At 42.4% G+C, this 13,561-nt stretch carries 14 protein-coding genes, 1 pseudogene and 1 other annotated feature; of the genes and pseudogenes, 8 read left to right on the top strand and 7 right to left on the bottom strand.

What is annotated here, in order from left to right; translation table 11 throughout:
- The first annotated feature begins 59 nt into the window (after positions 1–59).
- Positions 60–911, top strand: coding sequence for an aldo/keto reductase (locus ABDB98_RS12270; RefSeq protein WP_438420272.1), 852 nt, complete (start codon positions 60–62; stop codon positions 909–911).
- Between the two features lie 470 nt (positions 912–1,381).
- Here ABDB98_RS12270 and gdh read toward each other — a convergent pair whose 3' ends face one another.
- The 5 genes from gdh to sigK form a co-directional block, all read right to left on the bottom strand.
- A complete protein-coding gene (gene gdh, locus ABDB98_RS12265) occupies positions 1,382–2,167 on the bottom strand; it encodes a glucose 1-dehydrogenase (protein ID WP_060964700.1) in 786 nt (261 codons plus the stop codon).
- Between the two features lie 68 nt (positions 2,168–2,235).
- On the bottom strand, positions 2,236–3,087 hold the full coding sequence (locus tag ABDB98_RS12260; RefSeq protein WP_045926768.1) for a RhaT/GlcU family sugar-proton symporter: 852 nt from the start codon (positions 3,085–3,087) through the stop codon (positions 2,236–2,238).
- 521 nt (positions 3,088–3,608) lie between these two features.
- The gene (locus ABDB98_RS12255; RefSeq protein WP_438420271.1) at positions 3,609–4,244 is read right to left on the bottom strand and encodes an FMN-dependent NADH-azoreductase; all 636 of its coding nucleotides are present in this window, start codon (positions 4,242–4,244) and stop codon (positions 3,609–3,611) included.
- Between the two features lie 71 nt (positions 4,245–4,315).
- Entirely contained in the window at positions 4,316–4,633 is a 318-nt protein-coding gene (locus ABDB98_RS12250; RefSeq protein WP_438420270.1) for a winged helix-turn-helix transcriptional regulator, read from the bottom strand.
- 519 nt (positions 4,634–5,152) lie between these two features.
- Positions 5,153–5,881: an RNA polymerase sporulation sigma factor SigK gene (gene sigK / locus ABDB98_RS12245; RefSeq protein ID WP_438420269.1), complete on the bottom strand. Its 729-nt coding sequence runs from the start codon at positions 5,879–5,881 to the stop codon at positions 5,153–5,155.
- A 179-nt stretch (positions 5,882–6,060) separates the two neighbouring features.
- Positions 6,061–6,291 (top strand) — a binding site (T-box leader).
- A gap of 47 nt (positions 6,292–6,338) precedes the next feature.
- Here sigK and ABDB98_RS12240 point away from each other — a divergent pair.
- Entirely contained in the window at positions 6,339–7,595 is a 1,257-nt protein-coding gene (locus ABDB98_RS12240) for an MFS transporter (protein ID WP_438420268.1), read from the top strand.
- Positions 7,561–7,965, top strand: coding sequence for a GNAT family N-acetyltransferase (locus ABDB98_RS12235; protein WP_438420267.1), 405 nt, complete (start codon positions 7,561–7,563; stop codon positions 7,963–7,965). The genes ABDB98_RS12240 and ABDB98_RS12235 overlap by 35 nt, the downstream gene beginning before the upstream one ends.
- Before the next feature lie 79 nt (positions 7,966–8,044).
- On the opposite strand, the gene ABDB98_RS12230 is transcribed toward ABDB98_RS12235, so the two are convergent.
- Positions 8,045–8,671 carry a TVP38/TMEM64 family protein gene (locus tag ABDB98_RS12230; protein ID WP_099744676.1) on the bottom strand — a complete coding sequence of 209 codons (627 nt, stop codon included), beginning with the start codon at positions 8,669–8,671 and terminating at the stop codon, positions 8,045–8,047.
- A 169-nt stretch (positions 8,672–8,840) separates the two neighbouring features.
- Between ABDB98_RS12230 and ABDB98_RS12225 the strand changes: the two are divergent.
- From ABDB98_RS12225 to ABDB98_RS12215, 3 genes and pseudogenes are all read left to right on the top strand, one after another.
- Positions 8,841–9,432, top strand: a pseudogene (locus ABDB98_RS12225) (peptidoglycan recognition protein family protein).
- A gap of 113 nt (positions 9,433–9,545) precedes the next feature.
- Positions 9,546–10,280 (top strand): polysaccharide deacetylase family protein, encoded by a 735-nt coding sequence (locus ABDB98_RS12220; RefSeq protein ID WP_438420266.1) that lies wholly within the window; start codon positions 9,546–9,548, stop codon positions 10,278–10,280.
- A 71-nt stretch (positions 10,281–10,351) separates the two neighbouring features.
- Entirely contained in the window at positions 10,352–11,083 is a 732-nt protein-coding gene (locus tag ABDB98_RS12215) for an SGNH/GDSL hydrolase family protein (protein WP_438420265.1), read from the top strand.
- A 339-nt stretch (positions 11,084–11,422) separates the two neighbouring features.
- On the opposite strand, the gene ABDB98_RS12210 is transcribed toward ABDB98_RS12215, so the two are convergent.
- Entirely contained in the window at positions 11,423–11,563 is a 141-nt protein-coding gene (locus ABDB98_RS12210) for a sporulation histidine kinase inhibitor Sda (protein WP_003152850.1), read from the bottom strand.
- Positions 11,564–11,924: 361 nt separating this feature from the next.
- On the opposite strand from ABDB98_RS12210, the gene ABDB98_RS12205 reads away from it, so the two are divergent.
- A complete protein-coding gene (locus ABDB98_RS12205) occupies positions 11,925–12,443 on the top strand; it encodes a YqeG family HAD IIIA-type phosphatase (protein ID WP_014470710.1) in 519 nt (172 codons plus the stop codon).
- A gap of 2 nt (positions 12,444–12,445) precedes the next feature.
- Positions 12,446–13,546, top strand: a complete 1,101-nt coding sequence (gene yqeH, locus ABDB98_RS12200) for a ribosome biogenesis GTPase YqeH (RefSeq protein WP_438420264.1) — start codon at positions 12,446–12,448, stop codon at positions 13,544–13,546.
- The last annotated feature ends 15 nt before the right edge of the window (positions 13,547–13,561 follow it).

Below are 13,561 nucleotides of genomic sequence, written 5' to 3'. Positions count from 1 at the left end.
CCGATTTTCGGGATGCGTGCCGTTTGTCATTCTACATTTGAACAATAGGAGGAATTACAATGCAAACCGTAACATTAAACAATGGAGTGAAAATGCCAATTATCGGCTTCGGTGTATACCAAGTCCCCGATGCTCAAGAATGTGAAAACGCAGTATATGAAGCACTGATGGCCGGTTACCGCCTGATTGACACCGCTTCCGGTTACCTAAACGAGGAAGCAGTCGGACGTGCAATCAAGCGGAGCGGCGTACCGCGTGAGGAGCTATTCATTACGACCAAGCTCTGGATTCAGGATGCCGGCTATGAAAGCGCCAAAATAGCATTTTCCAAATCATTGAGTAAGCTGCAGCTGGATTATCTTGATTTATACCTTATTCACCAACCATACGGCGATTACTACGGCGCTTGGCGTGCGATGGAGGACTTGTACCGTGAAGGCAAAATCAGGGCAATCGGAGTCAGCAACTTCTATCCCGACCGTCTTATGGATCTCATCATGCATAATGAAATCGTGCCAGCCGTCAATCAAGTCGAAACACATCCATTCTATCAGCAAAAAGAAAGTGCTGCTTTTATGAAAGAGCAGGGAGTACAACACGAGTCGTGGGCACCGTTCGCTGAAGGACGCAATAACATGTTCAGCAACGAAGTGTTGACTTCCATTGCGGAAAAACACAATAAATCCGTCGCCCAGGTCGTGCTGCGTTGGCTTGTTCAGCATGAAGTCGTTACAATTCCAAAATCGGTGCGCAAAGAACGGATTGTCGAAAACTTTGACATTTTCGATTTTGAGTTGAGCTTAGAGGATATCGAAAAAATTTCCGACCTTGATAAAGGAGAAAGTCTTTTCGGCTCGCACCAAGATCCGAAAATTGTAAAAACGATAGGCGCCATGAAATTCGATCTGTAAATTGATCATCTATTTATTTGCTAAGATAATAGCAGAATTGCTGCTGTCGGTGACGTACAGAGGGTGAATGGAAATTTCAATTATTGACATTAGAAAGCTGATATACTAAGTGTGTTGTGAAAATTTCGGCAATAAAGCGTGATCCAGCTTCAAATGTCGGTTTCAAAATTGCAGGAGATTAAGTCAGGGCTAGAGGAAGGGAAGAACCCTTCCTTTTTTACTTGGACGGACTAAAATAGTGCTCTTTCTCTGGCCAAAATGAATATAAAATGATATGCAGACAAAATACCGCAAAGCGCATGACTAATAAAAAACGCACAAGTGGATAAAATGAACCTATTTGTTCAATACAATCAGCTGCTTTGAAAGTATATAAAAAAGGACACCAAACCAACAGCACCAGTGCTATAAGTTCAGTGTCCGCAGACTTCTATTTTTTATTTCTCTAAAGCCTTAAGGCCTTATTTTTATTAACCTCTTCCAGCTTGGAAAGAAGGGTATTTCGTCATACCGCCATCTGCAAAGAGTGTAATACCCGTTACATAACTTGCTTCAGAAGATGCTAAGAATGCTGCTACTGCTGCTACTTCTTCTGGTTTACCGATGTAACCCATTGGAATCATGCTTTCAACATCTGCACGTTGTTCTGGATCTGCGAATTTTTCAGCGTTGATTGGTGTGTTCATCGCACCTGGTCCAATGTTATTTACGCGGATACCTTTTGGCGCATATTCAAGAGCCAATGTTTCCGTCATAAGTTTCATTCCGCCTTTACTTGCTGCATAGTGAACAAATAATGGCCAAGGAATCATTTCATGTACGCTGGACATGTTAATTACGTTTCCTTTAATGTCGTTTTCAACGAAATATTTGATTGCTTCACGGCTTCCTAAGAATGCACCTGTTAAGTTTGTATCAATAACTTTGTTCCAGTTATCTAGAGATAGCTCATGAGAAGGAACTGGGTTTTCAACACCAGCGTTGTTAATCATTACGTCTAGAGTACCGAATTCTTTAATAGCTGTTTGAACAAGATTTACAACGTCTTCTTCTTTTGTTACGTCACCTTGAACGATGATTGCTTGTCCGCCTGCTTCTTCTACTTCTTTTTTCGCATCTAAAGCTTCTTCTTCATGGTTGTAATAGTTAATAACAACTTTTGCTTCTTCTTGACCGAAGCGAACAGCCATTGCACGTCCAAGGCCTGTAGATCCGCCTGTAATTACGACTACTTTATCTTTTAAATCTTTATACATGATAAGTTCCTCCTGGTTCTAACGATTATTTTTTTAATAGATATTCTTACTGTTTAGTTTAATGTATTTTAACTTTTTGCTATTCCCAGCAGCACTCCGCCCAAAATAATGAGCACAATGCCAATTGAAATCGAAATAAGCTGACGCTTTGTTTTCTTTTCGCCTAGTAAGAAGATACCTCCAAGCGTTGACACGACGATTCCCATTTGTGATAGTGAAAAACTTGTCGCTACCCCTACCTTAGGTTGGGAAATAAATAAGAACATATTACCCGCAGCCCATATAAGACCGGGAATAATGTTGCGAATTGTGTATTTATTAAAAGGCTTATGTTTATAAGTGAGGATGAGTCCGCCGATAAACATACCGATTGCTTGAGGGAATAAAGCCACCCAGCCATCAACGTTAAACAAACGTGCAACGACAACATATACTAAATATCCAATCGTAGATATGATGAGTGTGATAATGCCCTTTTTAAATTGCCCAGATTGCTCTTTATTTTTTTTGCTTTCAAGTGAGGTTAACACAATCCCAATCACGATAAAAATGAGGGCTAGTATTCCCAATAGAACTGTAGTGACTGTTGACCACTCATGAAAAACAATCACCCCAAACAAAGCTGTTGATACGAGCTGCATACCTGTTGAAATCGGCATCGTTTTAGAAACACCAATATATTCAATGGTTTTTAACTGATTACTTTGTCCAACAGCCCAAAACAACCCTGAAACGATTCCTACAATAAAGATAAAAGGCGTCAATACAGGATGGATAACGAGATAGATAACAGCTGAAAAGATCAGTGCTCCAATCGTTGTTCCAAGTGTTTGACTATAAGGTCCTCCGCCTAACTTGACATTGAAGAGGACGATACTTCCCCAAAATATTGCAGGAAGAATGGCTAAGAAAATATCCATTTGATGCAAACCTTCTTTCCCAAACCCTTGATGTATTGAAAGTGGCTAGTTTTGTTTCGTCACTTTACGTTACTAATAGTAACCTAGGTAACTAAAATAGTCAATGGTTTCATCTTGCATTTCTTTTTTTCTGATTAGTTCTTCAATTAGACCTTTCTTGATGTTTCGGGTCTGGAATAATAAAAATGGTTCATTTATATGAAATCTGATATCAATAGAAAAAATCAGTCGTAACGAAAAAAAACTAACCTAAGTTACTATTGGTTACTTAGGTTAGTTTACCGTATAGGTTATGAGTGGGTTGTAACTAACATATAAAAAAGAAAGGTGAAACTCAAAAATGGCAGAAAAATTAATATCTGCTGGGAAAGTGTTTATTGAGGGCACAGTCGTATAAATCATGCAGGTTGGAGGTGTGCGACAGCTATTTATGTTTAAAGAAAAAGAGGAATCAGTATAGAAGATGTATAAAACAAAATTGAAGGGCCTTGATAAGGTTCAAGGCCTTATGATGTGTTGGATTAAAATTGTTTAGCCATCTCTTTGGCTTGCCGAATTGCTTTATCTTTAATTTGAGAAGTTTGTTCTGGAAACTTCATTTGCCCTTCAATAATAATACTTTCAAATGATTTGATACCAAAAAAATCCATGATCACTTCTAAGTATCGGTTTCCCATCTCTCTTTCCATTTCAGGACCATGTGAGTAGATGTCTCCCCGCGATTGTATATGGAGAGCTTTTTTTCCTTCTAGTAAGCCTTTTGAGCCTTCTTTTGTATACGTGAAGGTTTTGCCTGACACCGCGATTGCATCAATATAGGTCTTCATGATGGCTGGAACGGATAAATTCCACATAGGTGTTACAAAAATATATTTATCAGCTAACAAAAACTGTCCGCCTAATTCAGCTAAACGGGCGACTTTTAACCGTTCATCCGCTGATAAATCTTGAAGTGAAGCTTGAGAGCGAAGTTTTTTCCAACCATTAAATACATCTGCATCTAGATACGGAATATCAGCTTTGTATAAATCTAAATGGACAACATCATCTTCAGGATGTGTTTGCTTATAGCTTTCAATGAATTCTTTTCCTACGGTCATGCTGAGTGATTCATCTTCAGGCAGAGGATGTGCTGTGATATAGAGAACATTAGACATGGAGATCTTCCTTCCTTATTAGATAATTAAAAACAGCGCTGTGTTTATTGGCATAGATACTAAAAGAATGGTCAATCCTTGACCCAGCTTTCCGCCCATTGACTAATCGGCCCTAATATTTTTCCTAATTCTGTTCCTTTTTGAGTTAAAGAGTACTCAGAACGTATCGGACGATCGGGGATTACATTTCGAACAACAATTCCCTGTTCTTCTAATTCTTTAATCCGTTCAGTTAATATCCTTCTGCTTAAGGAAGGCATGCTCTCACTTAACTCACTAAAGCGCTTAGGACCACTCATTAGCACATAAATAATTAAACCTGTCCACTTTTTCCCAATTATTTCGAAGCTTTTTTCTACTTTAGGTTGTAAATTTTTCGACTCGCCCATATTATATGTCCTCCTTCAATAAATATGGATGAAAAATAACTTATGCATTTATTGTAACAAAAATAATGGAAATGTATTTGGGTACTTTGAATTAAAAAGGTTGATATCTCTTTTTTTAGTTACTTTTTATCCCCTTGGTTCCTTTTAGTATCGAATAATTTTCTAAAATAGTCAAATTATGATTATAAAATGAATATATTTTATTGATAACAATGTGCGGATATTAAAGGGAAATAATTCAATAACTTAAGTATAAATGAGTAATTGTGACGGTTAAATAAATTAACGATAAGAGGGAAATGAAATGCCTCTTATGTTGTATTGATCATGCCGCGTTCGTTATACATGATTGAACATATAAATGATGAGATATCAAGCTACATGTGGAGGTGAATAAACAGGGGGATATTCAGCTTTTTGATCCAGGTTGATAGAGTATATGTAAGGAACTGTCACATCTCTTTTTCAAAAAGTCTTCGTAAAACAGAAAAAGCCGGAATGTCAGATCCGGCTTTTCGCTTATTTTCCCTTAGATTTCTTACGCTTCTCTTTTTCCGCCCGGTAAAACTCATGAAACATCTTCATCAATGCGCGTTTTTCAATCCGCGACACATAGCTTCTTGAAATGCCGAGCTCTTTCGCGATCTCGCGCTGCGTCTTTTCTTTTTTTAAATCAAGGCCGAAGCGGCCGACGATCACTTCTTTTTCGCGGTCGTCTAAAATGTCGATATATTTTTTGACCTTTTCAAGCTCCATGTTGAGCTGAATGGTGTCGATCACATCTTCGCTTTCCGACTTGAGCACATCGATCAGGCTTATTTCATTCCCTTCTTTATCCTGGCCGATCGGATCATGAAGGGAAACATCTTTTTTTGTTTTTTTCAAGGCGCGCAGATGCATTAAAATCTCGTTCTCAATACATCGTGCGGCATATGTCGCAAGCTTCGTGCCTTTTCCGGCTGAATAGCTTTCGATGCCTTTAATCAGCCCGATTGTACCGATGGAGATCAGATCTTCTGCGTCTTCCCCCGTGTTTTCGAATTTTTTTACAATATGGGCGACTAAACGGAGATTATGTTCGATCAGCATATTGCGGGCGTGTTCATCTCCTTCGGCCATAAGGTCTAAGTATTTTTTCTCCTCATGATTTGAGAGCGGTTGTGGAAAGGCATTATTTTTCACGTATGATACTAAAAACACGAGTTCTTTCACAATAAACCCGAGCGCTGCAAAAACACCTGTCACCATCCTCACCTCCACAAAGTTATGTAGGCAAAAGCCTATATGTAACTGTATGTGGCAGTCAGGCTGTTTGTGTCTGTACAGGGAAATTAATCAAAGGCAAGTTTTATTTCTTACAGCCTCTTGATTTTTTCTGATTTAGCCTGTATATTGTTAAAAAAAGTAAAATCGAAAAGAATATAAATTGAAAAGCGCTGAAGAGAAGAGTAGACAGATATCATTCATGACAGAGAGCTCCGGGAGCTGGGAAGGAGTATGAATGGATGTGTTGAAACAAACCTCTTAGCTTCGCATCGGAATCATGCAAAACGAGGATGATGCGGCGGATACTCCTGTTACCGAGTAAGCTTTTGTACCGGCAAGGCCGGCGCCAAACCGAATTGAGGTGGCATAGCGGGCTGTTTCCCGTCCTCAAGACTTCATTGTCTTGAGGGCGTTTTTTATTTTCTGAGGGAGGGATAAGATGAAAAACTGGAAGTCTTGGCGGCACCCGGTGCTTTTGTTAACCGGAATCGGGGTGGCGAATATTGGTGAATGGATTTATTTTTTGTCTCTTAACCTTATTGTCTTAAAAGAAACGGGGTCTGCTTTTGCAGTGTCCATTCTTTATTTAATCAGGCCTGCGGCTGTTTTGATGACAAATGGGTGGGCGGGCAGCATCATCGACAGGTGTAACAAACGGAGTATGATGATGTCGCTTGATTTCATCCGGGCTGGATTCATTGCCGTTCTGCCGCTGATGTTTACTGCATGGTCTCTATATTCCGTTTATTGTATCGTGTTTTTGATTCATATGGCTAATGCGATGTTTCGTCCGTTTTCCATGGCGTATGTGACGATGCTTATCCCGGCTGAAAAGAGAAAACGATTCAATTCACTAAGGGCTTTGCCGGAATCAGGGGCTTTTCTCCTCGGCCCGGCTGCGACCGGGCTGCTTTTTATCGTCGGCACGCCGATTTTTGCGATTTGGGTGAATGCGGCTGCTTTAATGCTGTCCGGTTTCATCACGATGATGCTGCCGAATCTTGAAAGTGAGCCTCACGTACATTCTCCCAGGCAGAAGCTTTCTTTGGCAGTGTGCAAAGAAGATTGGAAGCTCGTATATCGCTTCAGCCGAACGGCGCGAAACGTCATGATCATTTATTTTTTATTCAGTCTGGTCATGACCGTGATGTTGTCTGCACTCGATTCGCTTGAAGTCGCTTTTTCAAAAGAGGTTCTTCAGCTGACTGATGCTGATTACGGTTTTCTCGTCAGTGTGTCAGGGGCAGGGGTTATAGCGGGGGCGCTTGCCAATGTGTTCTTTAATAAAAAAATGCCGGCTTCTTTATTGATGGGAATGGGCTCTTTTTTCACAGCGGCGGGATATATGATTTATGCGTTTTCTCACGTTTTTTGGACGGCTGCTTGCGGGTTTTTCTGTCTGGCTTTTTTCTTGGCATTTGCCAATACGGGATTTCAGACGTTTTATCAAAAAAATGTTCCGGTGGACATTATGGGGAGGGTGGACAGCTTTTATTCATTAGTTGAAGCTGTCTTCATTATATTGATAACGGCAGTTTTCGGAGCCGCGGCAGTCAGTTCTTCCGTCCGCCATATCGTCATCACAGGCGCAGCCGTTATGCTGATGTTGGCAGCCGTTTTATGCTCATTCTTACTTGCGGCCGCAAAAAGGAGGACACTTGATGGATTTCAAGCGAATCAATTTAAACAAACATAAAGAGACGGCCGTTTCATTTCGCAAAGATTCGTTTCTCGTCAGCTTTGGCACGGCGGATCATTTTAATAAGGATGAGTATCTCAGATGGCTGTCATCTCAAATCAAGAGCTTTCCCGACGGTTTTGTGCTGCTTTTTCATAACGGGCAGCCGATCGGACAGCTTGAAGCCTCCATTAAACTTTATCGCGATCAAAAAATCGGTTATGTGCACCTTTACTATATTACTGAGCGGCAGAGGGGAATGGGGTACGGGACGAAGCTCCATCAATACGCGAATCAGTTTTTCAGAACGAACGGTGTTTCGGAATATCATCTTAGAGTTTCTCCGGACAATAAAGCGGCCCTGTCATTTTACAAAAGCAAAACCTGAAAGTGCTCGGTTCAGAATTAAACGGATAGGTTCTCAGAATGAGAGAGCCGTACCGCCGGAATAGGGGGCGGTACGCGCTTCATTTTTTCGTCGTTTTTAAAAGGCCGGGAAACTTTTTATAAATGACCGCCATTAACACGAGCATATACATTCCGTAAATTCCGAAAGACAGCAGTTTGTTGCTTGTAAATGAAGCGCCTGCGACTGTCACGATCACAATGTTCGGAATTTTGCCGAGCGTCGATGCGGAAAAAAAGATCGGCCATCGTATGTTGCTCAGCCCGCATACGGTATTCATGGCAAGCGACGGTATAATCGGAATCAGCCGCCCGAAAAGCACCGCGGTAAACGCGTGCTGATGAAATGAATCTTCATATTGGGCCGCGGCCGGGTAAGACCGCAGCTTTTTTCTGGCCCAGTCTCTGAATCCGTACCGGACGAGGAAAAACAAGGCCATTGTCCCGAGCATCGCGCCTGACAATGTAATCCACACCCCGTTTACAATCCCGAAGACCGCTCCGTTTAAGGCCGCGATAATGGCGAATGGAACAATCGGAAAAAATACGTCAGCTGCGACCAGCAGGATACTCATAAGCACGGCGTACATTCCGCCCGCACGAATCATGCCGAGCCAGACGTCTTTTTGCATAAAACCGATCATCACAACAGCAATGATGACGGCAAGACTGAATCCTTTTTTTATCATCTGTACGTTCACCTCTTTTCAAATAGTATACAGTACAAATCTATCTCCTTCTATTAAAAAAGGGTGTCCGATAAGCGTGCTTTTGCATTGTTTAATAGGAGAGGGATAAAATGGTATCCGAAAAAAAGACCCGATACCGAAATCAAACGGCAACCGGCCGGGATATGCAATGGACCCGGATTATATTACCGCCCATCATACATCCAACACGGACGAGGGCGCAGACGCGAAAGATGCGCGCAAATGACGTGAAACAGCCGGACACAGCTATCAGCTGGCACTTTACAGTGGATGACTCAGTGGTTTATCAGCATTTGCCGCTCGATGAGAACGGCTGGCACGCCGGAGACGGAACAAATGGGACAGGGAATGGGAATTGAAATTTGTGAAAACGCCGACGGTAATTTTGATAAGGCTGTGCAAAAATATACCTCTTGAACGCGCTGTTCCCCATAAAGAATTGCCCCGGCAGGCTGCTGAACAGCTGGGAAGCCTTTTGAAAAAGGCATTAACGGCTCTGCAAATAAATCATTAAACTGACGACCCCTTATACAAAGGGCGAAAAGGTGACTCAAGTGCAAAGAGTCCTTGCCGCCGCTGATTTTTATTCTGATAAAAATACGGAAAATCATGGAGTTGACGGAATATACGGACCCAAAACCGCCAATGCCGTAAAGCGGTTCCAAATCACGAACGGCTTACAGGCTGACGGGATTTACGGTCCGAAAACGAAAGACAAGCCGGAAGCAGTGCTGTCATAATTCGGAATTACCTGTTTCTTACAGAAAAAGCGGGTGATGTACATTAGTTGCGCGCAGAATGATTTTTAAAAAAGGGGACACGTTAACAGTAGTGTTTACTGGAGGTGTAAACGTTGAAATGCTTTCATCTGATCATTATGATATGCGTCCTCACGAGTCTCACTGCCGTGTCCGCCGATGCGAAATCATTAAAAAGAAGTGACATGGAGAAGACGGGAAACGTGTACTGGGACATAAGGTCTGAAAAAAAGAAACTGTCTTTAACCTTCGATGACGGCCCCCACCCTGTCTATACAGAGGCTGTGTTAGACGTGCTGAAACAGTACAATGTTAAAGCGACTTTTTTTTGTATCGGAAGCCGTATAGACAATTACCCTATAACGGCAAAGCGCATTATTGAAGAAGGACATGAAATCGGCAACCATACGATGAACCATGTTTATTTTCACCGTCTGAAACGCAAAGACATTTTAAAAGAGCTTCACAGCTCAGCCCGCCATATTACATCGCTTCAGCCGGAAGGGGACAAGTTATTCCGCCCGCCGGGAGGATCGCTGAACCGTACGGCTTTCAAAAGCATCTTAAAAGAGGGCTATCATATCATCATGTGGTCTTGGAACCAAGATCCGAGGGACTGGAGAAGGCCCGGAAAAGGAAAAATCGTCAGACACGTTGTTTCACATGCCAGAGGTGGAGATATTATTCTTCTGCATGACGGCGGAGGCAACCGGCGCCAGACGGTTGAGGCTTTGAAAGAAATCATTCCCCAGCTGAAAAAGCAGGGCTACACGTTTGTTAAAGTTTCGGATTTGATCGGAGAGGATGCCGGCCCTTTTCATATCCAGTAAAGAGAGTGCCGCGTTGAAAGCCGCAAAAGAGACGTGTACCATATAGGATGTAAGGTTTGGGGGGAGAAAAAATGAAGTTTGCTGTTCTTTTTATTGCGATAGCCTGTCTGTTATCAGGATGCGCCGCGGGCAAAGAGAAAAGCGCTGTCGCTTTCGGTGACAGCAATACGCGCGGTTCCAATTGGGATTATCGTGATTATCCAAAGGCGCAGCAGTGGGTAAACATGTTAAAAACAACGGAACGCGGCCGTCTTACGGTTATAAATGCAGGGATAGGCGGTCAGACGACTGAGGATGCGCGCCTGCGATTTCAAAGCGACGTGCTTGACCGCAAGCCCCAATATTTATTTATCATGTTCGGAACAAATGATGCGGGCATTTTGACGGGACAACAGCCGCGAGTATCAAAGAAACGGTTTAAAGAAAACCTGACTTATTTTGTAAACGAAAGCCGAAAGCACCGTATAAAGCCGATTTTAATGACGTGCATTCCAGTTATAGAAGGAAACGGAACGCATCATCTCTATTACTATTCAAGATATAAAGCTTCAGCCTTTAAAGAAAAAGGCGGAGCGAGAAAATGGCATAATTCCTATAACGGCATTACAAGGCAGGTTGCAAAAGAGTTAAAAGTGCCTCTGGTGGATAATTGGAAACACTTTATACGCGCGGACGGCGGCAAAGATACAGACCGGGCGCTCATCCAATCCGGACTGATAGATCCTTCCGGAAATCACATGACGCCAAAAGGGGCCAGAATCTTAATTGAAGGCATAAAAAATGGGCGGATTTTGGAACGCTGACGCCGTCAGCTGCCTAAGCCGTTTTGCTCGTGCATCATAGGCTGTAGAAAAACATCTTTTTGGAGGCGATTTGCTATGAACCGCGGTTTCCCTCCGCCATATCCTGTATGCCCGCCTCCTCGGGTGAATGCGGGGTACTGGTACGCATTTTTTGTTGTGCTGCTCGTCGTTTTTCTCGTTCTGGGCGGCCTGTATTGGTTCAAAATTTAACAGCAGTCTTCTTAAACACCTCTGTAAGGGGTGTTTTTTGTTGAAAGTGGTAGTAAAGCGTATAACCGAAGTGATATAATATCAGTCATCTGAGTAAAAAAAGGAAATTCGCCCGGAAAATTTTTCTGTTTAAGAAGAAACGGAAATAATGTGTCCGAGCGATCTTCTTTTGATTTCGTTTTCAATTAACTCGATAAATTCACGGCTCAAATTCATTTCATTGGCTTTGAAATAAGATTCTATTAGTAATTCATCAGAAAGCTTTCTCATGCCGGGGACCCAATTAATGGGAGTGGCACCTCCTTAACAGTTGTAATCAATCATCAGACGCGAGCATATGATGGAAGGTTGCGTTTCAATCATGGTGAGGTTATCTTTAATCTACCATGAAATACAAATAAGAACAATCGTTCTGTTATCCACACTCATAAGTGGATAACTTGTTAGTATCTTGTTTATAATCTGGATAAATCCGGATGTAATAAGAGTGGATAATGTGTGTAATTTTATCCACAACTGGTGAAGAAACCCAATTTTTGTCGAAATTTTTTTGCTGAGTCCGACTTTGTTTTTAAATCCGACAGGTTTCGACATATAGATGATAGAAAGAAAAAAGGGAAGGGTGCGGGTTTTGTTAAAAAAGTTTTTTTTACCTGACGAATTTGTGAAAAATATATTTCATATCACACCGGAAAAGCTCAAGGAGCGCAATGTGAAAGGGATTATTACAGACCTTGACAATACGCTTGTGGAGTGGGACAGACCGAGTGCGACACCTCGATTAATCGAGTGGTTTGAAGAAATGAAGGAGCACGGCATTAAAGTCACGATCGTCTCCAATAATAATGAACGAAGAGTGAAATTATTCTCGGAGCCGCTTGGCATACCGTTTATTTATAAGGCAAGAAAACCGATGGGACGCGCCTTTAAAAGAGCCGTCAGCAGCATGGATCTGAAAAAAGAAGACTGTGTGGTCATCGGCGATCAGCTGCTTACTGATGTTCTCGGCGGAAACAGACACGGGTATCATACGATCCTTGTCGTGCCGGTCGCTTCCTCTGACGGGGTCATGACGCGCTTTAACCGCCGGATTGAACGGAGAATATTGAGTTCTTTGAAACGTAAAGGCCATATTCAGTGGGAGGATTAGAAATGGAAAAGGTTGTTTGCATCGGCTGCGGAGTAGCGATCCAGACCGAGGATAAACAAGGTCTTGGGTATGCGCCGAAGGCATCGCTCACAAAAGAGAATGTCATCTGCCAGCGCTGCTTCAGACTGAAAAACTACAATGAAATTCAAGATGTTTCATTAACGGACGATGACTTTTTAAATATCTTGCACACAATCGGCGATACTGACTCTCTTATTGTCAAAGTCGTTGATATTTTTGATTTTAACGGAAGCTGGATAAACGGACTGAACCGCTTTGTCGGCGGAAATCCGATCATCCTTGTCGGCAATAAGGCTGATATCCTTCCGAAATCCGTAAAACGGGAACGGCTCGTTCAATGGATGAAACGCGAAGCGAAAGAATACGGCTTAAAACCTCTTGATGTCTTTTTAATCAGCGCTTCACGCGGACAAGGGATGAAAGAAGTCATTGACGCCATAGAACATTACCGCGAAGGTCGCGATGTGTATGTGGTGGGCTGTACGAATGTCGGCAAATCAACGTTTATCAACCGGATTATTAAAGAGGTCTCAGGGGAAGAGAATATCATTACCACCTCTCAATTTCCGGGCACGACGCTTGATGCAATTGAAATCCCGCTTGATGACGGGTCCGCGCTTTATGATACTCCGGGAATCATTAACCATCACCAGATGGCGCATTACGTAGACAAGCGTGACTTAAAGGTGCTGACACCGAAAAAAGAACTGAAGCCGCGCACTTTCCAGCTGAATGAGAAACAAACGCTTTACTTCGGCGGGCTTGCCCGGTTTGATTATGTTTCAGGCGATAAATCGGCGTTTGTCTGCTATATGCCGAATGAATTGATGATTCACAGAACAAAGCTTGAAAATGCTGACGCCTTATACGAAAAGCATGCGGGTGAACTGCTCACCCCGCCCGGGAAAGATCATTTGGATGAATTTCCGGAGCTTACGGCTCACACGTTTACGATTAAAGAAGGAAAGACGGATATCGTTTTTTCCGGTCTCGGATGGGTCACGGTGCAGCATGCAGATAAAAAAATAACGGCTTACGCTCCGAAAGGCGTACACGTATTTGTCCGCCGTTCATTAATATAGAGAGAAGGGGAGAGG

The organism is Bacillus siamensis, from assembly GCF_051628075.1.
In the GTDB taxonomy this organism is placed as follows: Bacteria; Bacillota; Bacilli; order Bacillales; family Bacillaceae; genus Bacillus; species Bacillus siamensis.
The sequence above is the reverse complement of the archived record's forward strand: the minus strand, read 5'-3'. Positions and strand labels throughout refer to the sequence as shown.